General features: G+C 42.4%; 20 protein-coding genes and 2 pseudogenes. 12 read left to right on the plus strand and 10 right to left on the minus strand.

The window, feature by feature from the left end; all coding sequences use genetic code 11:
- The first annotated feature begins 4 nt into the window (after positions 1–4).
- The 7 genes from CDG76_RS21725 (at position 5) to minE (ending at position 6,624) form a co-directional block, all read left to right on the plus strand.
- Positions 5–1,225: a DNA-processing protein DprA gene (locus tag CDG76_RS21725; protein ID WP_094350991.1), complete on the plus strand. Its 1,221-nt coding sequence runs from the start codon at positions 5–7 to the stop codon at positions 1,223–1,225.
- Between the two features lie 130 nt (positions 1,226–1,355).
- Entirely contained in the window at positions 1,356–1,853 is a 498-nt protein-coding gene (locus CDG76_RS21730; protein WP_094350992.1) for a DUF29 domain-containing protein, read from the plus strand.
- 40 nt (positions 1,854–1,893) lie between these two features.
- Entirely contained in the window at positions 1,894–2,556 is a 663-nt protein-coding gene (locus CDG76_RS21735) for a hypothetical protein (RefSeq protein ID WP_094350993.1), read from the plus strand.
- A 158-nt stretch (positions 2,557–2,714) separates the two neighbouring features.
- Positions 2,715–4,037, plus strand: a complete 1,323-nt coding sequence (locus CDG76_RS21740) for a four-carbon acid sugar kinase family protein (protein WP_094350994.1) — start codon at positions 2,715–2,717, stop codon at positions 4,035–4,037.
- A gap of 230 nt (positions 4,038–4,267) precedes the next feature.
- Positions 4,268–5,308 (plus strand): septum site-determining protein MinC, encoded by a 1,041-nt coding sequence (minC, locus tag CDG76_RS21745; protein WP_094350995.1) that lies wholly within the window; start codon positions 4,268–4,270, stop codon positions 5,306–5,308.
- 176 nt (positions 5,309–5,484) lie between these two features.
- A complete protein-coding gene (gene minD, locus CDG76_RS21750; protein ID WP_012410009.1) occupies positions 5,485–6,291 on the plus strand; it encodes a septum site-determining protein MinD in 807 nt (268 codons plus the stop codon).
- A 36-nt stretch (positions 6,292–6,327) separates the two neighbouring features.
- Complete coding sequence (gene minE, locus CDG76_RS21755) at positions 6,328–6,624, plus strand: cell division topological specificity factor MinE (protein ID WP_094350996.1); 297 nt, start codon at positions 6,328–6,330, stop codon at positions 6,622–6,624.
- Between the two features lie 374 nt (positions 6,625–6,998).
- Here the strand turns inward: minE and CDG76_RS21760 are convergent, their stop codons facing one another.
- Positions 6,999–8,333, minus strand: a complete 1,335-nt coding sequence (locus tag CDG76_RS21760; protein WP_190240928.1) for a hypothetical protein — start codon at positions 8,331–8,333, stop codon at positions 6,999–7,001.
- 976 nt (positions 8,334–9,309) lie between these two features.
- Between CDG76_RS21760 and fmt the strand changes: the two genes are divergently transcribed.
- On the plus strand, positions 9,310–10,341 hold the full coding sequence (gene fmt / locus CDG76_RS21765) for a methionyl-tRNA formyltransferase (protein ID WP_094350997.1): 1,032 nt from the start codon (positions 9,310–9,312) through the stop codon (positions 10,339–10,341).
- A gap of 83 nt (positions 10,342–10,424) precedes the next feature.
- Here the strand turns inward: fmt and CDG76_RS21770 are convergent, their stop codons facing one another.
- On the minus strand, positions 10,425–10,778 hold the full coding sequence (locus CDG76_RS21770) for a DUF6464 family protein (RefSeq protein WP_094350998.1): 354 nt from the start codon (positions 10,776–10,778) through the stop codon (positions 10,425–10,427).
- A 145-nt stretch (positions 10,779–10,923) separates the two neighbouring features.
- Positions 10,924–12,432, minus strand: a complete 1,509-nt coding sequence (locus CDG76_RS21775) for a hydroxysqualene dehydroxylase (protein ID WP_094351090.1) — start codon at positions 12,430–12,432, stop codon at positions 10,924–10,926.
- Positions 12,433–12,683: 251 nt separating this feature from the next.
- Here CDG76_RS21775 and CDG76_RS21780 point away from each other — a divergent pair, with 251 nt between their 5' ends.
- Positions 12,684–13,586: a class I SAM-dependent methyltransferase gene (locus tag CDG76_RS21780; RefSeq protein ID WP_094350999.1), complete on the plus strand. Its 903-nt coding sequence runs from the start codon at positions 12,684–12,686 to the stop codon at positions 13,584–13,586.
- A gap of 358 nt (positions 13,587–13,944) precedes the next feature.
- Here the strand turns inward: CDG76_RS21780 and CDG76_RS21785 are convergent, their stop codons facing one another.
- A complete protein-coding gene (locus CDG76_RS21785; protein ID WP_094351000.1) occupies positions 13,945–15,993 on the minus strand; it encodes a potassium channel family protein in 2,049 nt (682 codons plus the stop codon).
- Positions 15,994–16,834: 841 nt separating this feature from the next.
- On the opposite strand from CDG76_RS21785, the pseudogene modB reads away from it, so the two are divergent.
- Positions 16,835–18,756: pseudogene (gene modB / locus CDG76_RS39690) on the plus strand (molybdate ABC transporter permease subunit).
- On the opposite strand, the pseudogene CDG76_RS38520 reads toward modB, so the two are convergent.
- The 4 genes and pseudogenes from CDG76_RS38520 to CDG76_RS21810 form a co-directional block, all read right to left on the minus strand.
- Positions 18,651–18,899, minus strand: a pseudogene (locus CDG76_RS38520) (hypothetical protein); the annotation flags it as partial. The pseudogenes modB and CDG76_RS38520 overlap by 106 nt on opposite strands.
- Positions 18,848–18,994 (minus strand): hypothetical protein, encoded by a 147-nt coding sequence (locus CDG76_RS37525; protein ID WP_190240929.1) that lies wholly within the window; start codon positions 18,992–18,994, stop codon positions 18,848–18,850. The gene CDG76_RS37525 and the pseudogene CDG76_RS38520, both read right to left, overlap by 52 nt.
- Positions 18,995–19,739: 745 nt before the next feature.
- Entirely contained in the window at positions 19,740–20,111 is a 372-nt protein-coding gene (locus CDG76_RS21805) for a four-helix bundle copper-binding protein (protein ID WP_094351003.1), read from the minus strand.
- Positions 20,112–20,615: 504 nt separating this feature from the next.
- Positions 20,616–21,794 carry a pyridoxal phosphate-dependent aminotransferase gene (locus CDG76_RS21810; RefSeq protein ID WP_094351004.1) on the minus strand — a complete coding sequence of 393 codons (1,179 nt, stop codon included), beginning with the start codon at positions 21,792–21,794 and terminating at the stop codon, positions 20,616–20,618.
- A 279-nt stretch (positions 21,795–22,073) separates the two neighbouring features.
- Here CDG76_RS21810 and CDG76_RS21815 point away from each other — a divergent pair, with 279 nt between their 5' ends.
- A complete protein-coding gene (locus CDG76_RS21815) occupies positions 22,074–22,673 on the plus strand; it encodes an MBL fold metallo-hydrolase (protein ID WP_094351005.1) in 600 nt (199 codons plus the stop codon).
- A gap of 369 nt (positions 22,674–23,042) precedes the next feature.
- The gene (locus tag CDG76_RS39180; protein WP_262984351.1) at positions 23,043–23,165 is read left to right on the plus strand and encodes a hypothetical protein; all 123 of its coding nucleotides are present in this window, start codon (positions 23,043–23,045) and stop codon (positions 23,163–23,165) included.
- A gap of 49 nt (positions 23,166–23,214) precedes the next feature.
- Here the strand turns inward: CDG76_RS39180 and msrB are convergent, their stop codons facing one another.
- Both msrB and CDG76_RS21825 read right to left on the minus strand, forming a co-directional pair.
- Positions 23,215–23,709 (minus strand): peptide-methionine (R)-S-oxide reductase MsrB, encoded by a 495-nt coding sequence (gene msrB, locus CDG76_RS21820; RefSeq protein WP_094351006.1) that lies wholly within the window; start codon positions 23,707–23,709, stop codon positions 23,215–23,217.
- A 233-nt stretch (positions 23,710–23,942) separates the two neighbouring features.
- Positions 23,943–24,473, minus strand: a complete 531-nt coding sequence (locus CDG76_RS21825) for an MgtC/SapB family protein (RefSeq protein WP_094351007.1) — start codon at positions 24,471–24,473, stop codon at positions 23,943–23,945.
- Positions 24,474–24,609 lie beyond the last annotated feature (136 nt).

Consider the following 24,609-nt stretch of genomic DNA (forward strand, 5'->3'; position numbering starts at 1 on the left):
AATCATGTTAACTCATATCCTGCAACCAGATACTCAAGCAATTTTGCTGTTGTGTGCCAGCTTTGGTCAAAATCGGCAAATTGAACCACAACCCTTGACTCTGAGTGAATATAATTCTTTAACAGACTGGTTGCGGCAAAATCAGATGCGCCCAGCAGATTTACTAGAATCTACAGCCAAAGAACAGTTACAAAAAATTACTGTAAATAAACTTAACCCTGACAGGCTTTCAGCTTTACTAGAACGCGGTATGATGCTGAGTCTAGCCGTTGAGAAATGGACTAATCAGGGGTTATGGGTGCTAGGACGAAGTGACACAAACTATCCCAAGTGTCTTAAGCAAAGACTGAGACATTCAGCACCAGCAATTCTGTATGGGATTGGCAATATAGAATTGCTATCTATGGGAGGGCTAGCAATAATAGGTTCTCGTGATGTTGATGACGAGATATTTAGCTACACACGAAGAGTTGCACAAAATATCGCTGTACAAGGAATGCAGGTAATTTCTGGTGGGGCGCGTGGCGTAGACCAAGCTGCAATGCTGGCTGTGTTGGATGCAGGAGGCACATCTGTCGGTGTACTAGCGGATAGTTTGACTAAGACAGCAGTGAACAGCAAGTATCGCTCTAGTATTAAAGAGGGTAGACTTACTTTGGTTTCTAGTTATGACCCCGAAGCTGGTTTCAATACAGGTAATGCGATGGGGCGAAACAAATATATTTATGCTTTAGCAGATTATGCTTTGGTAGTCAGTTCATCTTTTGGTAAAGGTGGTACTTGGGCGGGTGCAGTGGAAGCGCTTTCCCGACTCCAAGATATGCCAGTTTTTGTTCGATTGGATGGGGCGATATCAGAAGGTAATCAGCAATTACACAATCAGGGTGCAAAACCTTTTCCGGCTGAACCCTGGAATGATTCGTTAAGGGAACTTTTAGTAAAAGCGGCTTCTTGGATTGAACCAGTACAAACTGTAGAAAAAACACCTCAAGAGACTGTTTTGGATATTTACCCACAAGATATTTATCAAGCTGTTTTACCTATCATCCTGAATCATTTACAGCAACCAAAAGATGCAAAATCTTTGGCGGAATGTTTAAATGTTAGACTATCTCAAATGCAGGATTGGTTAAATAAGGCTGTGAATGAAGGTACGGTGAGAAAAATTAATAGACCAGTCACTTATGTAGTCAACCAACCAACAACTCAACTCTCTTTATTATGATGGTGTAACAGTAGGGTAGTTTTATTTTGATAAAGGTAAAAATATTGAGCTAGAGTCAAAGATTACAAGCAATTTGGGGTAGAAGCTTAATTGAGATAAATTAAAAAAATACTAGGGATTCGGCTAGTGTATGGTGAAACCAATAATCCAATCAGTAACTCAAAGCTTATACGACCAAGATTATTACCTGTGGCTGAGGACAACTATCAATCAACTTCGCACTGGACAGTTTTCTGATGTTGATGTAGATAATTTGTTAGAAGAATTAGAAACTATGGGTAGAAGAGAGAAGCGAACAATTGAAAGTTTATTAATTAAGCTTCTTCAACATCTACTAAAACTCAAGTGTTGGGATGAAGAACGAGAACGTAATCAAGGACATTGGAAAGGGGAAATTAGAACTTTTCGTAGAGAGATAAAAAAAGCTCTGAAAGATAGTCCTAGCTTAAAACCTTATATTTTAGAAATATTTGATGAATGTTATCAAGACGCAAGGAAAGAAACAAGCGATCGCTCTCAACTTGCCATTGACATATTTCCTGCTATACCCATTGGCTCTTTAGAACAAATCTTAGATGAAAACTGGTTTCCTGAATATAACCACAATCATCACGGTAAACCCGATTAAAATGAATACGCAACTTGGGTTTCCATAGGAGTATGCAGACGTGCAGCCGGACTTAATAGGCTTGGAAATTAGTAAGGGGGAACTGAGACGTTTGACTGGGTTCGACCCAGAAGACGTTTTTCGTCCCTCGGTTTTGCGAGATGGCAAAAAGCGATTAGGGTTTTTGATCAGTGAAATGCTGGTAACGCTGGCGCTAACGCCAATCATTGTGGGCTTTGTTTACGCTTTTATTATTCTGCCAACAATTGGTTCTTCAATTAGACTAGGAATTCTTTTACTAATTTTAGTGCCAATGCCGATATTAGTGGGGCGATGGCTGTGGCGACAATTAACCTGTCCTGAAGGACTGACAATACTTTTAGACGAAGTTGATAAATATCATGACCTGGTTGCTGCTATAGATATTAATGACCAATTAGCAGCATCAGGAAACGTAGAAAGCAGTATCCATGACCGAGATAAAGTAACCTCCGCCTTGCAACTGATTCGAGAAGATTTAGTCCGCGCTTTGAAAACGGAACGAATTTTGCGAGATAATAAAAAATTGCTTGCTAATAACCAAGAGTTATTTGTGAATAATTTAGCGAGTCTGCGAGCTTTAGAAGTTAGTAGTCAAGCAGGCGAATATGCTCAACTGCTAAATCAATCATTGCAAATTGCGATCGATGTGCAAGCAGAAATTAGAAAATTGCAGAAAGGCTAAGAGAATGTTTGTAAAAGTGGCTACACGAGACTTTACCTACCTCCACAGGTTAGAAAACCCTTGATTTTGATAGTCCACCTCCGTGAATTAAGCTTTGTGTAATAGTGACTTCTACTCGCCCAATACCTTCCCAGAAAACAATCGCCCCGTTGACTTAAATGAGCAACAAACCCAAAATAATTGTCCTGGATGATGACCCTACAGGTTCTCAAACAGTCCACAGCTGCTTGCTGCTAATGCACTGGGATGTGGAGACTTTACGCCGTGGGTTGCAGGATGATTCGCCGATTTTCTTTGTACTGACTAATACTAGAGCGCTAACGCCAGAGTCAGCTGCATCTGTCATCAAAGAAGTTTGCCAGAACCTGAAAATCGCTTTGAAGGCTGAAGAAATTGACGATTTTCTAATTGTCAGCCGTTCTGATTCTACTTTGCGGGGACATTATCCGATTGAAACAGATGCGATCGCACAAGAACTTGGCCCCTTTGATGCTCATTTTCTCGTACCAGCATTTTTTGAGGGTGGACGCATCACCCGTGACAGCGTGCATTACTTGATGATTGATGGTGTAACCACCCCAGTCCATGAAACCGAATTTGCCCGTGATTCCGTCTTCAGCTACGATCACAGTTACTTACCCAAGTACGTCGAAGAAAAGACTCAAGGACGAATTAGCGCCGAAGTTGTAGAAAGGTTTCTCCTGGCCGATATTCGCGCTGGTAGTTTGTCACGATTGTTACAACTTCATGGTAATCAGTGCGCTGTCGTCGATGGTGAAACTCAAGCCGATCTCAATCACTTTGCAGTAGATATATTAGCAGCCGCCAGTCAAGGGAAACGCTTTTTGTTTCGCAGTGCAGCAAGTATTTTAACAGCTTTAGCTGCTTTACCACCCCAACCCATTGCCGCCGAAAAGATGGCGCAGTACGTGCGCCAAGGCAAACCAGGTGCGGTGATTGTTGGTTCCCATGTGAAAAAGACTACCCAGCAATTAGAGGCGCTGTTGCAACTAGAAGGAACTGTGGGCATCGAAGTGAATGTAGCGCGATTACTTGATGAGACAAATCAATCTGCGGCATTACTAACTGAAATCCAAGAAAGCACACGGGCGGCACACGAAGCTGGCAAAACACCAGTGGTTTATACTAGCCGTCAGGAACTAAATTTTCAAGATGTCAAGACACGATTGGAGTTTGGGGAAAAAGTTTCAAGTTTATTAATGGATATTGTGCGCGGTTTACCATCTGATATAGGATTCTTAATCAGCAAGGGTGGCATTACTTCAAACGATGTCTTGAGTACTGGACTAGCTTTAACTTCAGCCCGTTTACTCGGTCAAATTTTAGCTGGTTGTTCAATGGTGTTAACGTCATCCGATCATCCCCAGTTTCCTGATTTGCCTGTGGTGCTGTTTCCAGGTAATGTCGGCGACGCTGATGCCTTGGGGACAGTTTATCAGAGGTTGACCGTGCCAATTTGAGATTTTAGACTTTCCTGCGAACGCTACGCGTAGCTTGCAACTCCTGCGGGGTACGGCTACGCTCAGTCGAACGATTTTAGATTAAAGAGTCTTTTGGTTAATGTCGGACTAATATCCCGCTAGGCCAACACCCCTTGTGAGTGACACAAATCCAAAATCCAAGTTGCGCTGTCAGCGCACCAAAGGTGCGACCCAAAATTGAAAATCTGTTGTCTTTTGGCTAGTACTGCATGACTTCTGATTCTGCGATTCCCAATCTCAAGTCAAATTCTGCACTTCCTAATGCAGAATCAAACTCTATCCTTTCTGAGGTAGAGGCAAATCCTACTGTTTCTGATGTAGAGTCAGATTCTATCCTCCCGGATGCTGAGTTAAAATCTGTCCTCCTTTATTTAAAATCAAATACTGTTCTTGGGGATGCAGAGTCAAATCCTGCTGACCCAGATGTAGAGTCAAATACTGATGCCGGATCTGATTTTATCCTGACTGACTTAAATCCCGATGAGTTAGCATTACCAGGGCATCGTGTAAATGACAATAGTCAAGTCCAGTTAAAAAGCAAGGAGGGACGACTGTTATTAATTTTGCCCTCAGAATCTCAAGTATCTGCCTCAGAACTTACTTGGTCTGATATTTGGCAACAAATCAGGCAACGTCTGAGTGCAGGCGATCGCTTCCGGGTATCTAATACACCTGTGCATTTAATGGCACAAGACCGTTTAGTAGATACCAGACAACTCCAAGAACTCGCCGAGGCTTTGATTGAAGTTCAACTCCGACTGATATCTGTCTCGACGAGTCGGCGGCAAACTGCGATCGCTGCTGTAACTTCCGGGTATTCTGTAGAACAATTACAGCCCGTAACTTCCCTGAGTACCGAGCCAACAGCTACAGCGATCCCCCAAGAAGATGCCCTCTATTTAGAAATGACAGTCCGCTCTGGAGTAGAAATTCGTCATCCTGGGACAGTAATTCTCTTGGGAGATTTAAATCCAGGTGGTATTGTAATTGCAGATGGAGATATTATTATCTGGGGTCGTTTGCGTGGAATCGCTCATGCTGGGGCTGGAGGCAATAGTGAGTGTCTGATTATGGCCTTGCAAATGGAACCAACTCAACTGCGGATTGCAGATGCTGTAGCTAGAGCACCAGAAAAACCGCCAATGCAGTTTTCTCCAGAGGTGGCACATATTACGCCCCAAGGAATTCGTATCGCTAGGGCGACTGATTTTTCCAGAAACCAATTCACCAAGAGCAATCAAGAACCATAAATATTTACTTAAAGAATGAAGTATATAAATAAGTAAAGATGAAATAAAGCAAATATTCATGCCTCACCCTCATCAGGGAGAACAGATATTTCTTCATACTTGATACGATACTTCATACTTTATACTGCAATTTACTGTTTTATATTTCCTGAACCCTCATTGACCGCATTTCTATCATGACTCGCATTATTGTGATTACCTCCGGTAAAGGAGGAGTGGGTAAAACCACAGTTTCAGCAAATTTGGGTATGGCTTTAGCCAAAATGGGGCGTCAAGTTGCTTTGGTTGATGCGGATTTTGGTCTGAGAAATTTGGATTTGCTCTTAGGGCTGGAAAACCGCATCGTTTATACTGCGGTAGAAGTTCTAGCCAGAGAGTGCCGGTTAGAACAAGCCTTGGTGAAAGATAAGCGCCAACCCAATCTCGTACTCCTGCCGGCAGCCCAAAATCGCTCTAAAGATGCAGTCACACCCGAACAGATGAAGTTATTGGTGAATGCACTAGCACAAAAATATCAGTATGTGATTATTGATAGTCCTGCCGGTATTGAAAATGGATTTAAAAATGCGATCGGCCCGGCCAAAGAAGCGTTAGTTGTCAGCACACCAGAAATTTCCTCAGTTCGCGATGCCGATCGGGTAGTAGGGTTACTAGAAGCACAAGGTATCAAGCGTGTTCATTTAATAATTAACCGCATCAGACCCGCAATGGTGCAGGCAAATGATATGATGTCAGTGCAAGATGTTCAGGAACTTCTCGCCATTCCCCTGATCGGGGTAATCCCTGACGACGAACGTGTTATTGTATCTACCAATCGCGGCGAACCCTTAGTGTTAGCAGAAAATCCCTCTTTAGCTGCCACAGCCTTTGAGAACATTGCTCGTAGATTAGAAGGGGAAAGTGTCGAATTTCTGGAGATCGACTCGTCCCAAGACAGCATCTTCGCCCGCCTACGAAGGTTGTTGTGGACAAAGATTGTTTAACTTACTTTTCCAGTCTCCGCGCCAGACCTATTCGTAATGATTGAACTTCTAGAAAAACTTTTTTTTCGCGGCCCTGATAGCAGTCGAACTCAAGTTAAACGTCGCCTGCAATTGGTGATTGCTCACGATCGCGCTGACTTAGATCCTCAAACGTTGGAAAAAATGCGGAAGGAAATCCTAGATGTAGTCTGTCGCTATGTAGAAATTGAGACAGAGGGCTTGGAGTTCTCCTTAGAAAGCAACCAACGAACCACAGCTTTAATCGCCAACTTGCCCATCCGCCGGGTGAAGGGTGCTATACCTGAGTGGGAAAGAGGTGATAAGCCTCTCTAGCTTTAATTTTAAGTATTTCTATTTATGATGTAGTCAAATTATTCGTTCGTAGTCAAGACTTTAGTCCTGGTGAGAACTAAAGTCCCTACTACAAACTGCTTGTTATAGATGGTTTGGCAGATATTATAGCGTTTACTAATCATACAAGGTAGATCATAGTCCCCTCCTCGCCTGCGGGGAGGGGGTTGGGGGTGGGGTTCTTGTAACTCACTCAACTGAGAACCGCTATATATTGCTGATTGAAAATATGAATTTGTCTCACCAAAACAGTAAAATTTGAAGATATCTAACCTCTGTCACTCTCCGAAAACAGGGATAAAAAAATCCCGTTGTCAGTAGTGACGACAACGGGAGTATGTAGGGTTTTTTATAATCTATCGGTAGGCAACTTGTGGCCCTGCCCAAATTTCTGTCATCTTTTTACCAAAAGTAATGGGACGATCGTTGTCTGTTGTAGTGATAGTCTTGCCATCATTAGCAACTTGCATTAATGGCCAGTTTTCCTCGCCCAATTCCCCCGCACGGAATAACACATGATCTGGTTGGCTTTTACTCCAGCCTAACAATACGGCAATTTTTTCATGTTCTTCCTCACTCAAAGGAGCGACTGTGTTAGTGTGATTTTTTTGCCGATCCCAAATCACTGCACTATCTGTAGAATCACCTGTGTTAAATATACCTTCAAACTTGCGTGCTAAGAAGCGATCGCCTTTTTCTGACCAGCTAACTGGAACTAATACCCCAATCTTTCCACTCGGATCATTTTCTTCTGAAAACTCCCCCTTTACAGCCTTTACCTTTAATAAAGGATCGCTAACTGGAGTCGTTGAAGCCATCACCCACAACTTCTTAGTGTGCATATCTTGGACAAACATGACGCTGGTGACACGGCTGTTGTACATTTGGGGTTTTACTTCCAGTTGCACTCGGCTATAAACAGCATATTTACCATCTGGAGAAATCACGGGTACGCTGCGATAGTGACGCACTCCAGAACCACCATTAGAAGCAATAGCTTCTTGAGTTGCTGTAATCCATTTCCAAGGAATCGGATGAGGACTACCGATGGGATCTATTTGTTCTGCTTGGGACTCATTAGCTGTTTCCACAACAGGTATTTCCGTCGTTGTGGTTGATTGAGATTCTCTAATAGCTGGTGCTACTTGAGTTGCTGTCAATGATTCAGTAAAAGACTTTTCTCTAGAGAGATAATTTTCTTGTCCCCTCAAAGACTTGACATTAGCAGCTTTAAGTTTGCGTACTAAATTAAGTTGACTAACAGGAACATCTGTTGATGGTGCGAGTTCAACTGCTGCCAAAGAATCGGGAACAGTTACATCACTTAAATCTAAATCGCTGCTTGAGAGATAATTATCTACTTCAGTTGAAGACTCAATTTTATTTTCTGGTAATACTTGCGGTTCCTGAACAGCAATACTTTGTGTTGGCACAGAGTCAAATTCTTCTGTTATCGATTCGATTTGATCTGTTTTTAATGTTTCAGCTATCTCAGGTTCCCCAACTAAAGCTATTTCCTTTGATACAGAGTCAGATTCTCCAGGCATCGAAGTTACTTTATGTACTTCGGATCTTACTGGGATCGAGTGAGCCGATGCTCCTAATAAAGGTGCAATTAGGATCGCAACGACAACATAATTGAGAAATGGTTGGGTGCGGAACCATCCTGACAGCAAAAGGGGTTTAAGCATTTGTAGACTCTCTAGAAGGGGCAATTGCTATGTAAGAAGCAATACATCAACAGCAATGGGGCAGGTGGTAGTTATATGTATAACAAGAAACTAAAACTAATGACGAAATAATATCTTCAAAGTTTGCAGAGGTTTACAAAAATTAAGTATCATTGTCTACACCTTTTCTTAATTAGGTACGGAATATTTTTTTGCAAAAATATGCGAGTATAGTAAATATGCTGAGAACTCAGTAATTACTACACGATATATAATGTTCCTATACCCAAACACACCAAAAATAAGTCTTGGTTAAGGAATATTTAGGATATAGTTTGGGGAATGACGCTGGCGAACAAGAGTTAGATAACTCAGCTATCGGGGATCGTACTAGCGATCGCTAGTACACAGCAAATAAGCTACGTTACACACTAAATATAACAGCGCAAACCCTCATGATGGTAAACGTGAGGCGTTAATTAAAAACCTGGGAAAGCGGAAGCATAATACATCATACTCAGAATATATTGCTATCAGCAACCCAAAGTTATAAATTGCTATCTAAACTACAGAAGTAGTTAGAAGACGCTATAGTTTTTCGGAAATTTAACTACATTTAAAGTTAATTTCGGGAACACGATCGGGAACACAACAAAATTCACTCGGTAGATGCTCTAGCGACTCGCAAAGAAAAACCACTAAGTGATTAGTTTCACTAGAGGCAAATGCGGCTAATACTAGCTGTTACCCTTGTCAACTTAACCCGGCAAGTTAATCAAGCAGCCTTTGGTTTCATGAATACGAAAATATTGTACCACCAAACAGCCAATATTATTTACAGCTAACAACTGTATTTTGTAACTGCGTCCCGAATACAGGAACCTGCTAGATGCTGGCTTAGTGAACTCTGTTTCAACATACAACTTAAATGTTGTCAGTTATGAGGGGCGCACTTACGATTAACTAATGACTCACGACTAGAAACTACTAATTATTAATGAAAATTGTATTTTTTGGTACACCTCAATTTGCTGTACCCACCTTGGAAAAATTATTGAATCATTCAGAATTTGAGGTGCTAGCGGTTGTTACCCAACCAGATAAACGTCGGGAACGCGGAAATAAACTTACGCCAACACCAGTAAAAGCGATCGCCACTGCTCACAATTTACCAGTATGGCAACCCGAACGGGTGAAAAAAGACACTGAAACTTTAAGCAAACTCAAACAATTAGATGCAGATGTGTTTGTTGTTGTCGCTTATGGACAGATTTTATCGGCAAAAATCTTGAATATGCCAAAATTAGCTTGCATTAATGTGCATGGCTCGATTTTACCCAAATATCGCGGTGCAGCACCGATTCAATGGTGTTTGTATAACGGAGAGAGAGAAACGGGGATCACCACCATGTTGATGGATGTGGGGATGGATACCGGCGCAATGCTCCAAATAGCCACTACACCGATTGGATTACTGGATAATGCCCAAAATTTAGCCGACAGACTAGCAGAAATCGGTGGGGATTTGTTGGTGGAAACTCTGTTGAAGTTGGAACGTAAAGAAATTCAACCAATTCCCCAAGATAATTTAGCAGCAACTTATGCGCCTCTGATTCAAAAACCAGATTATGGTTTGGATTGGTCAAAAAGTGCCATCCAATTACACAATCAAATTAGAGGCTTTTACCCTAACTGCACGGCTACCTTTCGTGACAACTTGTTTAAAATCACCGCTTCTGCTCCTCTTGGTTCTGTAGGCGATGTCTGGCGACAAGCCGCTCCGCGTCTACGCGATCTCCCACCAGAATTACAAGATTTAATACATAAATTGCCTGATTTGTCAAGCACATCAGATAAACCGGGAATTGTAGTGAGCATTGTCAAAGGACTTGGCGCGATCGTCCAAACTGGGGAAGGTTTATTGCTGTTGCGAGAAGTTCAGCTAGCCGGTAAACGTCCGCAGTCGGGATGGGATTTTGTTAATGGTAGCCGCTTAACTGTGGGAGAAGTTTTTGGTGCGGGAAGCTGACGGGGATGGAAGAGATGAGGGAGATTATGGAGAATAATTTTTAGCTTCTAACTCCTGTACAGACGCGATTAATCGCGTTTCTCCTAAGACTTTTCATAAAAGCGGCAAGATTCGCAAGGGCCATCTGGGTTGACTGCACAGCGAATGAGTTCTGAATGAGCATTGTAGCAGCAGGTGGCATCACCGATTACCCAACGTCCCGCTACCAAACTTTTCTCAGATGGTCGTTTAGCAGACTGTACATAAATGACAATATTATGCAAACGGTAGCGCCCAGCTTGAAGTTTGTATCTATGGCGGCGCTCTAAAACTGCGTAGGTTTTACCTTGAAAATCGAGATAGTTACCGGGTTGGGGTGTCCAATCAAGTTGCACCCTACCGAGGGACTCACGCGGGTGCGTCAGAATCACCTCGGTTGGTAAAGAGTCTGGCTCCATAAGCTTATGTGATTTGATTTACATTACAAGGATAGTATCGCGATCGCTTTCTTTAGCTTATCGAATTTAAATTACAATTGATGATTAACTAGATTTGCGAGAAATATACATACAGTAGGGTAGCACAGCAGTGCATCCCTACAGATTATGGCAACCAAAAGTTAGGCAGGATAGATTTGCTCAAGTTACCCAAAGTTTGGTTGAGCGATCGCGCCACTTGGATATGCACTTCATCCTCTTCTACAGCTAAAATCTCAGATGGCTGGCCTTCTCCCAAATAAGACACCACCAAATTCGCCGCCTCCAAACCAGTAACATAAGCTTTTTCCTGCGACCAGGAACCATGACGGTTCACAATCCAATCCCCACTCATAAACACATTCTCAAAACTGGTCTTAGCGGGCAACATATAACGATAGCTGCCAGGTGCAAAGTGAGTCACCGCTTGAGGTAGCCGAATTACACTACTATCAATTATCTTTGCCTGCCGAAACGCTGGTACACAAATTGCTAAATAACCCTGAACTATTGCTAATATCTCCTCATCACTCAAATTGAGAAACTGATTTGCGTGATAGAAATCAGCTTCAATCACTGTTCCCGGTTCATCCCGATATTCATCATGTAAAGCATTCAAATCAAAAAACGTCCAACCTGTACTTGCGTCGAATCCAAAACAAGCATTAGAAGGACGAGGAATATCAATTTTACGGTCAAACCATAGTCGCGTGGCTAAAACATCAATTGCTCCTAAATTGCTCAAATTACGGAATTCTTCACGGCTTTGTAAACTAGGGCTAGTTGAGACAATTTTCTTCATCCCGGTGATTCCAACCGCAAAAATTACGGCATCTGCTTCAATTACTTCATCACCGCAGACCACACCCTTGACTTGATTACTATCAACAATTAAGTCTGTAACCCGACGCTTTGGCAACACTCGCGCACCAGCTTTTTCAAGACGTTCCACCCAAGGACGAAATATCTTTTCCCCGACAGTTCCCCGACACCAAACCACATCAAAATCGGGTTGATGAGCCAGAATAAAAAAGTAAAGCATCCCTAAAGTTGCGGCGGCTGAACACTGTTCGCCAGGGGCAAATAAGCCCACTAATAACATCGGTTCAAAAGCCTCGCGGTAAAGTCGTGCAGAAACGTTAAAGTCTTTGAACAATTCACGGGCAGTTACAAAATCATAGCGCCGCCAAGCTGCATCGGAATTGTCAAAATCAACGACAGCATAAAGTAAAGGCAGGGCGCTAAGACGATCGATTAGTGGCAACCGCTTAAACTGAGTGTAGAGAAAAGTTCCTAGTGGCGAGGGAAGTCGCGGTAAGTCTTGAAAAATCGGTGATTCAACTTCCAAACCTGCTGGCGAATATTGGGAAGAACGAGTCCAAGTAGTAAAAGGATTAATTTCTAATTCATTGATTAGGGAAAAAATATTTTTGTAAGGATACCAGAACCCATGAATGCCAGCTTCAACAGATTTTCCGGCTGCCGTTTGCCAACCTGCCACCAATCCACCGGGATAGGGGCCTGCTTCGAGAAGTGTCACATCATAACCTTGTTTTGCCAAATGGTAGGTTGCTCCTAAACCGGCCCAACCAGCACCTACAACTACCACCCGTTTTTGTTGTAACCCTCCTACCATCGCAGCCTCCAATTGTTGCAGTCCATCAACTAATGTATACGAACTTGTGTTTTGATCGAGCAAGGGTTGTCATTATAGCGGTTTTCACTTGGATGCAATAGGCGCTTTGCTAGCACATTCCATCGAATTTAAAATAGTTATAAACTTTAAAAAAGGCTTAGGGAAAGCCGTTCAGTAAAAATCACTTGCGGTTAATGCTGAGTTAAGAGTATAACAGAAAACAGACTTGACTATTGATGAGGATAATCATAATGTCTCAATTAGCAAATGTAAAATCCAGTCTAAATGACTTTGAATTACGAGATGGAATTTATTTTCCTAGCGACTATGAACAATTAACTAATACTCAACATAAAAAAACATGGGATGCAATTGGTAAAACATACTATGGTTCCCAAAAAATTGAAAAAATTGCAGCGACATCACCCATTAAACAAGATTACACTCTGCTAACTGGTACACCTGGAGGTACTTGGAACAAATTTCCGTTGAATAAATCTGTCGGTTCTATTCTAGAAATTGGTTCTGGTTATGGTCGCGCACCTTTACATCTCTCTAAAGCGAAAAATCTGAGATGTGAGAAATATTATGGCATTGATATTTCTGAACCTTTATTGCGGCGGCTAATCAAAGTTAAACAAGAATACAATTTTTTCCCAGAAGCTGAATTTAACTTGATTTGCACTTCTGCTGAAACATTGCCTTTAGAAGATAATTCTATAGATTTGGTAATTTCTAACTGCGTCTTTATGCATATCCCCGATGCCCAATTAAGAAATTTATTGGCTGATATCTGTCGGGTGCTAAAACCTGGTGGAATTTTTGTTTTTAATCATTCCTTTCACAATAAGTCTTGTCCTTCTCATATCATCCATAATTTTATCAGAAGGCTGAACCCATTTGTGAGAAATCCAGTTTATCTCAAGCAATATTCATCTGCTGAAATAGAAGAAATGTTAGCTACTGCTGGGATGAAAGCTAAGTGTCCAGAATACATTGTTGAGCCAACAGCAGAGTATGCAATTTTGCCGGAAACTATCAAAGGGATTCCCGTGCCGTTTGCTAATGCTATCAACAGAAGTCTCAAGCCATCAGATAATTTAAAAGAAACTTTGGCTTACGGTTTTAGTGCCTACAGCACTCAACTGGACTAATTAAGAAACTCTCTGCTTGTCACAATGAACTGAATACTAATAATTTACGAAAGCACAACAATGTTTGTTGTGCTTTTACTTTTACAATAAATGCCTATGAACTTTAGCTTTTTATTTTTTGCTTTGAGTTTGATTATTTAGTCTAAACTCCAATAATTATCCGCAGATGATATGACTTCCAATACGGTTCTGCTAAGGTTTTTGATGAAAATTCTAGATCGCTAAAGATGCGATAAATCATCACAAAGACGCGATAAATCGCCGTCTATACAATAATCAGTCTTTTGTCTTGACGGCGATTCATCGCGTCTCTTGCCTTAACCGAACAGTATTGATATGATTTCTAGTTATGGGAGGATTAAGGTTGCCCAATGTAGATAACATTTGCCAAAACCTGCACTTTTGTTAACTCACGCACGAGACGTTGAGCTTGATGTTTATAAAGTGGTATTGGCAACACTCTAGGCAAATTATTCATCCATTGCCTAGCATCAGTGGAACTACATCCCGTAATCAAAATTATCTCTTCAGCACCATACATAATGGCATTTGTAGTTAGAGCTTTTTCTATTTGCACTTGCCAAAGACGAGGCAGCATTTCACCCCATTCAATTCGCTGTAAACTACTACTTGTGGCTAAAACAATCAAGCGATCGCCAGCATCAAGCTTAACATCATACCAGGGCATTAAAGAGTAATTATCTTGCTGATATTTCTGGTAGAGAATCGGTACAACACTGTAGCCAGAAGCTATTTCAGATAAAAGCAAACCATTCAGGGTATCGCCATCTTCAATCTTGTATTCCGTCACCATGACTATTTGCTCATTCAAGTGAAACAAGCTCAGAACATTTTCTCCAAAAGCAGCACAAGCAAAGACTTCTGCCGCCAAAGCCGCGCCACATATAAATTGAGCATAGGGAAACAGAGGGGCGACATTATCACTAAATTGGCGGTCTTGAGAGCGGATAATTAAGGTAGTGGCGGGGTTCATTGCATGAGCCATCAAACCAATTTCCAGATTTTCCATATTGTCGTCCCCAACTAAAATGATGCTTTTGGCATGGGAGAGATTCGCCTTCGTGAGTGCTTCGGTAGCATTACCAACGATAAGGGGCATATCGGGTAAAGTTTCTTGGTCGAGAGTGGTAGGATGAATTCCTACTAACGGCTGGTTGAGTTCTTGCAAAAGAGCAGCTACTTTCTGTCCCAAGCGATTTAAGCCAATAATTATCAGATGGTTGCGTTGTGGTATGGGAGGGCGGGAATTGAAAAAATGAAATCTTGAAGTGACAAGAGCATCAGTCAGCAGTGCATATAATACTCCTACGAAAGCTTGGCCTGTCAACGTCATTCCCAAGCTAAAAAACCGCAACCACCAAGGGATAGCGTCTGAGGGCTTTGATTGCGATGCAAACTCAACACCACCAAATAAATCTCCGTATCCTCCCAAAAGCAAAACTGCTGTTGCATAGAAAGCTTCTTGGATGGTGATATCAGGATAATATAAGCGGTAAAGAATTATTCCAACAAGCCACAGGATGAGTACAGTAATCGCATAGATTGTCGCAATTCGCCGGATTTGATTTTGGCTTTGGTAGTAAGATTGCCAAAATTGCACTATTTTATCCTTGAGATTTTTCGCTGTGATATTTTGAATAAACTGTTGCCACTGCCACGTTTGGCTATGAGATTGTCGGCGTTGTTCAGAGAAAGCTAAATCGTAGGCAACATCAATGTAAACTAGCGTGTCTCCTACCTGCACTTCTGCCTCTGGGTTCCAGCCAAACAATTCTTTGATTGGGTTAGATGAAACAGGTCTATGACTCAAGATGCGGCGAGTTGTGAGATTGAGTCTATGTACTGGCTTGCCATTACACCAACTATCCTTCGCTTGTACCTGGTGCTTTATCACTTGCAACAGTTGCCCTTCTAAGGTGAAATATCCAATAGCCTCAGAACCAAGGGCTGTCAGAGCGAAGGCATGGGCTGAAAGATGAGTAGGTTCAAAGGCAACAAAATTACCAAGATTTTCCCACAAGAGTTTGTTGAAATTTTGTTTGTCAGAACGTACAATCAAGCGGACGTGGGGATTAAGACGCCGTGCTGCAAAGGCAGCTTCTATATTTATCCGCTCATTTCTGGTTACTAAAAGTATTGAACGACACTGACATATACCTGCCTGCTCTAGAATACTTGGCTGGCGGCAGTCTCCTACGATTAACTTTTCTAGTAAGTTAGGTACTTCTGGGACTTCCCAATGTTCGGGCTGCACATCCTCGATGGCGCTGACTTTAACATCGTATTCCTTGAGGATTGCAACGCAATGTTGCCCTAAACTTTTGAGTCCGCATACTAAGAAAAGGTCTTGGGGTTTTTTTTGATTGCTGGTAGGAGGGGGATGCACTTTCTGTTGACGGTAGCATGAGATACTGCTAACAGGATGTGTTTGCGAGGATTTTTACACTTTGGTAAGGGAACTCCAAGAAATAAATTATCCAATCTTGTGGGGTGGGCATCTTGCCAGACGTATAAACTAATATGCTTGGGTTAAGGGCTACTGGCAACAGTTTTGGGTTTTCTAGTTTTCTAGACGCGATAAATCGCCGTCTCTACAAGCATTTTTGGCTGATCTGAACTGTATTACCATATAAACTGGGCTCTCGTGTCGCGCACCCCACAAGAGTTAATTGGATATTTTTTATTTGGAAGTGCCTAATTCCCAATAATTTTACCAGTTGGTTTCAAGATAAGTATCAAATGATAACAAACCGTATCTTATTCTGAGAGGATTTTTTAAAAGTATTGGGCGAGCAGAATGACTCTGTTGGCGAATTGCGTAGGCGCAGCCCACCGTAGGTATCGCTATCCTCAAAAGCTTGAGATGTCGTAGCTTCTCACCCCAGAAATTGCGGTTTACATGAATTCGCCAACAGTCTCATAGAATTCGCTACTACACTAGCATTGTCCATCTCCGTGGACTAAGAAAAATTAAGGGTTTTTAACCTGCGTAGGCAGGTTTTGCCTGTGTAGCCGCGACTTCTAGTCGCCAGGGCTAGTATGAATTGAGGCTTTACAAACATCCTCTAAGACTTGATACCCAACTGAGCGCGAATTTTGTTGAAAGTTTGGCTAGTTTTTGGGATTTCCCTGATTGATTGTGATGTATTTTACCAACTTTTACCGACATATTCAAGCTAAAGTTGGTAAATTAGGGATTAGTTGAGTTAATTTTTCCCTACGCAACTATGCCATTGGATTTATCGCCTCTTTGGATATCACTTAAAACTTCATTACTTGCCACATTTATCACCTTCTTCTTGGGTATCGCTGCTGCCTACTGGATGCTGGGATATCGTGGCAAAGGTAAATCGTTGATTGAGGGTATCTTTATTGCACCCCTGATTTTACCGCCCACAGTTGTCGGATTCTTATTGCTGCTATTTTTTGGCAAAAATGGCCCTGTAGGGAAATTCATGGGGGCTTTTGACTTCACCATCGTCTTTACTTGGTATGGTGCTGCGATCGCAGCCACAGTAGTTTCTTTCCCTTTAATGTATAAAACTGCACTGGGAGCCTTTGAACAAATAGATGCTAATCTGTTGCGAGTAGCTAGAACCCTTGGCGCAACCGAAGCTACAATCTTTTGGCGCATCAGTTTACCCCTAGCAATACCCGGCATTGTCGCCGCCACAATGTTAGCTTTTGCCCGTGCTTTGGGAGAATTTGGGGCGACGTTGATGCTAGCTGGTAACATTCCCGGACAAACGCAGACAATCCCAATGGCGATTTATTTTGCTGTGGAAGCGGGAGCAATGAACGAGGCTTGGTTTTGGGCGATCGCAATTATGGTGATTTCTCTATCTGGAATTATTGCAGTCAACTTCTGGCAAGAAGTGAGGGAAAAGAGGAGGGCATCAGTCAGCAGTGCATATAATACTCCTACGAAAGCTTGGCCTGTCAACGTCATTCCCAAGCTAAAAAACCGCAACCACCAAGGGATAGCGTCTGAGGGCTTTGATTGCGATGCAAACTCAACACNGGGGAGGCAGGGGAGGCAGGGGGAGAAAATTTTTATACTCCGCAATCTCGCTTTGAATCTGGGGGATTGTTTGTCAATATTGAAAAAATACTTCCTAGCTTTGATTTAAAAGTTGCTTTCACTACCGATGAGCAACCCTTGGGATTATTAGGGGGTTCTGGAGCAGGTAAGAGCATGATTTTGCGCTGCCTTGCGGGGATAGAAAAGCCCACAACCGGGCGCATAGTTTTAAATGACAGAGTTTTGTTTGACTCAGAACAAGGAATTAATTTACCCAGCCGCGATCGCCGCATTGGTTTTTTAGTACAGAATTACGCCCTGTTTCCGCACATGAGTGTGGCGCAAAATATCGCTTTCGGTTTGCCCAAAAAACTATCTGCTGGGAGTATTCGAGTACAGGTAGAGGAGCAATTAATAGCGATGCAGTTGAAGGGATTAGGCGATCGCTATCCGCACCAACTTTCAGGGGGTCAACAACAACGGGTAGCCTTAGCAAGAGCATTGGCAAGTCAACCGGAAGCATTACTTTTAGATGAGCCGTTTTCCGCACTTGATACCCATCTGCGTAGTCAATTAGAGCAGCAAATGACAGAAACTCTAGCTGACTACCAAGGTGTGACTCTATTTGTCACCCATAATATGGAAGAAGCTTATCGGATTTGCCCGAATCTGCTGGTATTGGAGCATGGCAGATCTGTTCATTATGGTAGCAAACATGAGATTTTCCAGCATCCTGCTAGCGTTAGTGTCGCCCAACTGACTGGATGCAAAAACTTCTCCCGTGCTGTTCTCCAGTCATCGCAACAGATAGAAGCGACTGATTGGGGTTGTACTCTTCAAGTAATTGAACCAATCAAGAGCGAATTATCTCACGTTGGCATTCGTGCCCATCAGTTCATTTTTACCAACGACTCATCACAGGAAAATACCTTTCCCTGCTGGGTAGTACGAACCAGTGAAACGCCCCATCGAATGACATTATTTCTCAAATTACATTCGGCTGGCAAGAACTCTCAAGATTATCATTTGCAAGCTGAAGTCTTCAAAGAAAAATGGGCGACGATGAAAGACCAACCTTTTCCTTGGTATGTGCGTTTAGATCCTCTGCGGTTGATTTTGATGGAGTGAACGCAGAGATACTCGATGATCTTTGCGATCGCACCAGCAATAAATCGAGTGCAGCGTTCTGGCTGAGACAAGACTTGTTCTTCTGTAAACTTTATGACAAGCCAGTTGGCATCGGCAAAACACTTGTTCCTGTAGTCATCCTCTCGTCGGAGACTGGGAACGAGACAGCTAACGGTTTCAAAGGGCAATTGCACTTCGCCTCACTTGGAGCGATCGCTATATTTAGGTACTTCAACACGATATTTGAGTACTCCAACACGATATTTAGGTACTTCAACACGATATTTGAGTACTCCAACACGATATTTAGGTACTTCAACACGATATTTGAGTACTCCAACACGATATTCAGGTACTTCAACACGATATTTTGGTACTCCAACACGATATTTGGGTACTTCAATACGATATTTTGGTACTCCAACACGATATTTTGGTACTCCAACACGATATTTTGGTACTCCAACACGATATTTGGGTACTCCAATACGATTTTATAAGGGGAGGGTTAGGGTGGGGTAAAACCTTGGTTAATCAGCTATTTCAGACTTGTGTGTACACCGTAGGCTTGCGGGGAGGGGAGACAAAGCGTAGCTTTGGCGGGGTGGGGTTCTTNCTTGTGTGTACACCGTAGGCTTGCGGGGAGGGGAGACAAAGCGTAGCTTTGGCGGGGTGGGGTTCTTCGGGTTTAATAAGCAATCAAGCGGACATGATATAAAATCGACAAATGGCAAAAGTACAGAAACAGCAGTAAATTAAGGCTGTAGACTCATCGGTGCGTAGGCGTAGCCCGTCGTAGACATTGCCCGTCTACAAGCCAATACTTACAGTTGTTCATGTAGAGGCGATCGCCAACATACCATTTGAGTATTGCTTCCACGCCTCAGATTTTAGTTAAATTTTTACTTCAAACGCCCAGACTCTTTGAGTCTGAGCGCTTGAATATTAGGTTGCAGAGAAACTTCTGCTAGATTGTTATAGAATTATGCGGGCATCATGTGCATACTTCTGCAAGACTCTGCACACTTACGGCAAGCGGCAGCACATTCCATCATTTTCGCGTCATCGCTCATCATCTCACACGCCATTGCAGTGCGATCGCACATCTCAGCGCAAAGCATACAAGTGCGTTCCATGAACTCAGAACCGCTCATCATCATATTCATGCACATCATGCACATTTCAGAGCAATCGCGCATCATACTCATCATGCTCATCATGTTCTTATCCATGTGCTGACCACCTTTGCTCATGCAATGAGTCATGGTTTCCATGCACATTTTATGACAATCCATACAAACATCCATGCAAGTTTGCATTTCTGGAGTCATGGTTTCAGTCATCATCATCATCATCGGAAATACCTCCTGATTTTTTGATGCATAAATAGTGTCCTTTTAAGGACTACTCATCACATTAGTCCTATCCTTTTAAAGAGTCAATGGGGTTTTTAATCCAGAATTTTTAAGCCTACTATCCCGATATAATTACCGGGAATTGGAACTAATTCTACAGTTACTTAGTGTTGTTTTTATGAGGAATACTATACATTAAGGCTTATAAACCCTCGCTTCAAAGTGGAGTTTCATTTGACAAGTCAACTTTACATCGGGGATCAAAAGTTAGAGTTAAATTTAACTCGAAAATAATGTTATCTTTTTTAACAAATGAATGCTTAAATCAAGCACTTGTAAAATTATATTAATCTAGGTTTCATTAATTTATATTAACTTGAAGATAGATAGTCTGATAAATTCGTAATTCATCATGGAATTTAAACCGCACCTCAAACAAAAGTGCCTCACAAAAAAGTAGTTTTCACAACTTACATAAAAGAGGAAAATAAATTATGATGTCGGTTATAGATTTGATTGCAATTTGAGTAAGCGATCGCTCGCTGTTTGTAATGTCTCAGGTCTTTTGCTAAAGCAAAATCTGATCAATGAATGTCCTTTTTCTGGTTGGCTGAAAAAGCTGGAACCGGGAACTACAGCGACACCGATATCTTTAATCAGATGGTAAGTGAATTCAACATCTGTTTTATAGCCAAATTTGGAAATATCTGCAAGCACGTAATAGGCTCCTTTGGGAACGAAATAGGGAATGCCAACTAGGTCTAGAATTTGTAAAATGCTGTCTCGCTTCTGGTGATAAAGTTTGGCTAGTTCTTCATAATAGGATGGTGGTAGTTGCATAGCGGCAACTCCGGCTCGTTGCAATGGTGCAGGTGCGCCAACGGTGAGAAAATCATGGACTTTGCGAATCGCCCCTGTCAATTCGGGGTTTGCCAGAATGTAGCCGACTCGCCACCCAGTGACGCTATAAGTTTTGGATAAACCGTTAATAGTAACGGTGCGTTCTTCCATACCGGGAAGGGTAGCTAGGGCAATATGTTGAGTGCCGTCATAGAGAATATGTTCATAGATTTCATCAGTGAACGCTAACACATCCCATTTTTGACAAAGTTCAGCAATTAGGGTGAGTTCTTCACGGCTGAAGACTTTACCTGTGGGATTGTGGGGTGTGTTGATAATAATCGCTTTGGTATTAGTATTGAAAGCTTGACGCAACTGTGCTTCATCAAATGTCCAATGAGGAGGATGCAGTGTCACATAACGGGGTATAGCACCAGCTAAAATCGCATCGGGGCCATAGTTTTCATAATATGGCTCAAATACAATTACTTCTTCACCGGGATTAACTGTTGCTAACATCACAGATGCCATTGCTTCTGTGGAACCGCAGGTAACAGTGATTTGGGTTTCGGGATTGATATCTAAGCCGAGATACCAACGGACTTTGTTAGCGATCGCATGACGAAACGGGCGATCGCCCCAAGTAATGGCATACTGGTTCACATCTGCCTCTATGGCCTGATATGCTGCCTGTTTCAACTCCAAGGGACAAGGAAAATCAGGAAACCCCTGCGCCAGATTTACTGCATCGTGTTGCAGTGCCACCCTGGTCATTTCTCGAATTACCGACTCTGTAAACTGTTCTGCCTTCGCTGATATTTTTTGGCGCTTAATCTCACTCACCCCTATACCTCCCTTAATCCTTTATTGCCGTTATCCGGGAATTTCTGTAAACCAGACGAAACCCATAATCATAATATTGATAGATTTATCGTAGTATACTCAAATTTCAGATCCAGGGGAAGAAGCAAGGGAGCAGAGGGGCAGGGGAGGCAGGGGAAGCAGGGGAAGCAGGGGAAGCAGGGGAGGCAGGATAATAACCAATGCCCAATGCCCGTATTATCTATATACTGAATTATTGAGATTAATAGTCAATTATTGAAGTACTGATCCAGAATCATCATGAAATCTTTGCACCGTCCCGATCTTTATAGCTGGTCTAATTTCAATCCGGCAAGAAATATTGATTTCAATGGGATTGCCTGGATTCGCCCAGATGGCAACATCTTGATTGACCCAGTAGCCCTATCAAACCATGATTGGAATCATCTAAAATCTCTCGGCGGTGTGGTTTGGATTGTGCTGACGAATTCTGAGCATATCAGGGCAAGTAAGGAAATTGCCGATCAAACCTATGCTAAGATTGCTGGCCCGATTGCAGAAAAAGACACTTTTCCTATACCTTGCGATCGCTGGCTATCTGATGGTGAAGAATTTGTCCCAGGACTGGAGGTGATTGAACTCAATGGTTCTAAAACTCCCGGTGAGTTGGCTTTGTTACTGGAAGAGACAACTTTAATTACTGGGGATTTAGTCCGGGCACGTAAAGCAGGTAGCTTGACAATTTTACCGGATGACAAACTGCTGAATCGAGAGGAGGCTGTTGCTTCTGTGCAGAGGTTAGCTCAACTGAGTCGGGTAGAAGCAGTGTTGGTGGGGGATGGATGGCCTGTTTTTCGCGATGGACGCGATCGCTTAAAGGATCTGGTAGCAACGCTGTAAATAATTAGGGTAGCACAGCTAGCTATGCTACCCTACAGGCGATTGTAGTTCAAATAGATATAAAGGCTGTCAGAAGAAAATCAAACAACACCGTATCATGGTAGTTAGTAGCATTTATGTCTGATACTTTCTTTTTTGCCTTAAAAGAATATCAGGTAAGTAATATCCTGATTTCCTGACGGCAGAATGTGAAAGCTTTTACCGATAAACCTAGTTGGAGAACGCTCATGTCGAAAGAAAGAAAAAGTAATAAAGAAGTTAAAAAACCTAAAAAAGATCCCAAAGACAAAAATGAGAAAAAAGAACCAAACAAATAGGATGATTTAGGTAGATAGCTCTAGCAAAGACCAAGAGTTGGATTTCCTTAAGTTGACAATACTTCGTCCAGTAGCACTGAATAAAAAAGTTATTGTCAAAAATTTATTCACCCTTGGTCAAGTTTCAAAATCTGATGATTTAGGTTGTGTGTGCGATGTCTACGACGGGCTGTGACGCTCCTGCCTCACAAACGCTAGGCTATCGATATCGGTGACACAACTTATTAAGCAGGAGTAAACTTCAGCGAAACACCGTTCATGCAGTAGCGCTTGCCAGTAGGTGCAGGGCCATCATCAAAAACATGACCCAGATGACCACCACAACGACTACAATGCACTTCAGTTCTGGTCATAAACAACGACTTATCTACAGTAACGGCGATCGCACCTTCAATTGGATTAAAGAAGCTAGGCCAGCCAGTACCACTATTAAATTTGGTATCAGATGTAAACAGTGGTAGTTCACAGGCGGCACAATAATAAGTGCCTTGGTCGTATTCCTTATCCAATGGACTGGTGTGAGGGCGTTCAGTCCCATGTTTACGCAATACATTAAACTGTTCTGGCGTTAAAATCGTGCGCCATTCTGACTCTGGTTTGGTAACTTCAAATCCACTCTGAGAAGTTGTCATTGCTTGTGACCCCCAATTGATATACCTTGATAACAATGCTGTGCCGACTATGACTGCACCAGCTTGTAAAAAATAGCGTTTGTCCATATATCTATTATTTTCTATTTTCCGGTTCACTGGGCAATCGATTCCAGTACGGGATTCCCTACATGAATGACTATAATCAGCGATCGCCCTGAGTTAGCCCTGATAAACTGATTAAAATAAGCTTTGAAACAACAAATAATTTTTCAGCCAAATACTAAGTGGGAATCCGATCTATTTCACCTGATTTTTGGACAATAAGCAAGTATAGTTTTAAATTGGAGCATAAACTACGGTCAATCATCATCTTCATCAGAGGTGGTGAAATGCTCAGTAGTCCCGTGTTTACCATGACTCGTCATAAATACAAATGCGCGATTGAGCCGCTTTACCCCACTGAGGGTAATCAGAGTCAGTAAGCCTCCCAATAATCCCATTTGCCACAAACCACAACCAATTGCAGCCCCCAAGCCGGCAGCAGTCCAGACACAGGCGGCTGTAGTTAAACCCTTTACTTTTGGCGTTGCAGATTTTCTCGGAGACTCTTGTAAAATTAATCCGGCTCCGAGAAATCCAACCCCGGTAGCTACACCTTGAATTGTACGACTCAGTGCATTGGTAGCAGCATAGGGACTCTCGCCCTCAGCCTGCAAAGGAATCATCACGAATAATGCTGCCCCCATACTCACGAGCATGAATGTTCTCATCCCTGCTGGCCTTCCTCCTTGCTGACGGTTAAATCCAATCAAGCAACCAACCAGGAGCGCCAAAGACAATCTAAACGCTATATGTGGCCAATCGTTGGCAGCAATAAACATCGGCCCCATTGCCTTATTTCTCCCAGAGACAGAACACAATTTTGCACCTATTGGCAGTGAGATGGATGGCTACCCACTTTTGTAGCTGAAAACTTAAGCACAGCAAATCAATAGGTTTTTAGTACATTAAGGTTAGTTTAACAAA

The sequence above is a fragment of the Nostoc sp. 'Peltigera membranacea cyanobiont' 210A genome (genome assembly GCF_002246015.1).
Classification (GTDB): domain Bacteria; phylum Cyanobacteriota; class Cyanobacteriia; order Cyanobacteriales; family Nostocaceae; genus Nostoc.

Bases quoted from the DNA above. Each gene is read 5' to 3' on its own strand.
- CDG76_RS21725 (WP_094350991.1), top strand. From the start codon at position 5: ATGTTAACTCATATCCTGCAACCAGATACTCAAGCAATTTTGCTGTTG.
- CDG76_RS21730 (WP_094350992.1), top strand. From the start codon at position 1,356: ATGGTGAAACCAATAATCCAATCAGTAACTCAAAGCTTATACGACCAA.
- CDG76_RS21740 (WP_094350994.1), top strand. From the start codon at position 2,715: ATGAGCAACAAACCCAAAATAATTGTCCTGGATGATGACCCTACAGGT.
- minC (WP_094350995.1), top strand. From the start codon at position 4,268: ATGACTTCTGATTCTGCGATTCCCAATCTCAAGTCAAATTCTGCACTT.
- minD (WP_012410009.1), top strand. From the start codon at position 5,485: ATGACTCGCATTATTGTGATTACCTCCGGTAAAGGAGGAGTGGGTAAA.
- minE (WP_094350996.1), top strand. From the start codon at position 6,328: ATGATTGAACTTCTAGAAAAACTTTTTTTTCGCGGCCCTGATAGCAGT.
- CDG76_RS21760 (WP_190240928.1), bottom strand. From the start codon at position 8,333: ATGCTTAAACCCCTTTTGCTGTCAGGATGGTTCCGCACCCAACCATTT.
- fmt (WP_094350997.1), top strand. From the start codon at position 9,310: ATGAAAATTGTATTTTTTGGTACACCTCAATTTGCTGTACCCACCTTG.
- CDG76_RS21770 (WP_094350998.1), bottom strand. From the start codon at position 10,778: ATGGAGCCAGACTCTTTACCAACCGAGGTGATTCTGACGCACCCGCGT.
- CDG76_RS21775 (WP_094351090.1), bottom strand. From the start codon at position 12,432: ATGGTAGGAGGGTTACAACAAAAACGGGTGGTAGTTGTAGGTGCTGGT.
- CDG76_RS21780 (WP_094350999.1), top strand. From the start codon at position 12,684: ATGTCTCAATTAGCAAATGTAAAATCCAGTCTAAATGACTTTGAATTA.
- CDG76_RS21805 (WP_094351003.1), bottom strand. From the start codon at position 20,111: ATGATGATGATGATGACTGAAACCATGACTCCAGAAATGCAAACTTGC.
- CDG76_RS21815 (WP_094351005.1), top strand. From the start codon at position 22,074: ATGAAATCTTTGCACCGTCCCGATCTTTATAGCTGGTCTAATTTCAAT.
- msrB (WP_094351006.1), bottom strand. From the start codon at position 23,709: ATGGACAAACGCTATTTTTTACAAGCTGGTGCAGTCATAGTCGGCACA.
- CDG76_RS21825 (WP_094351007.1), bottom strand. From the start codon at position 24,473: ATGGGGCCGATGTTTATTGCTGCCAACGATTGGCCACATATAGCGTTT.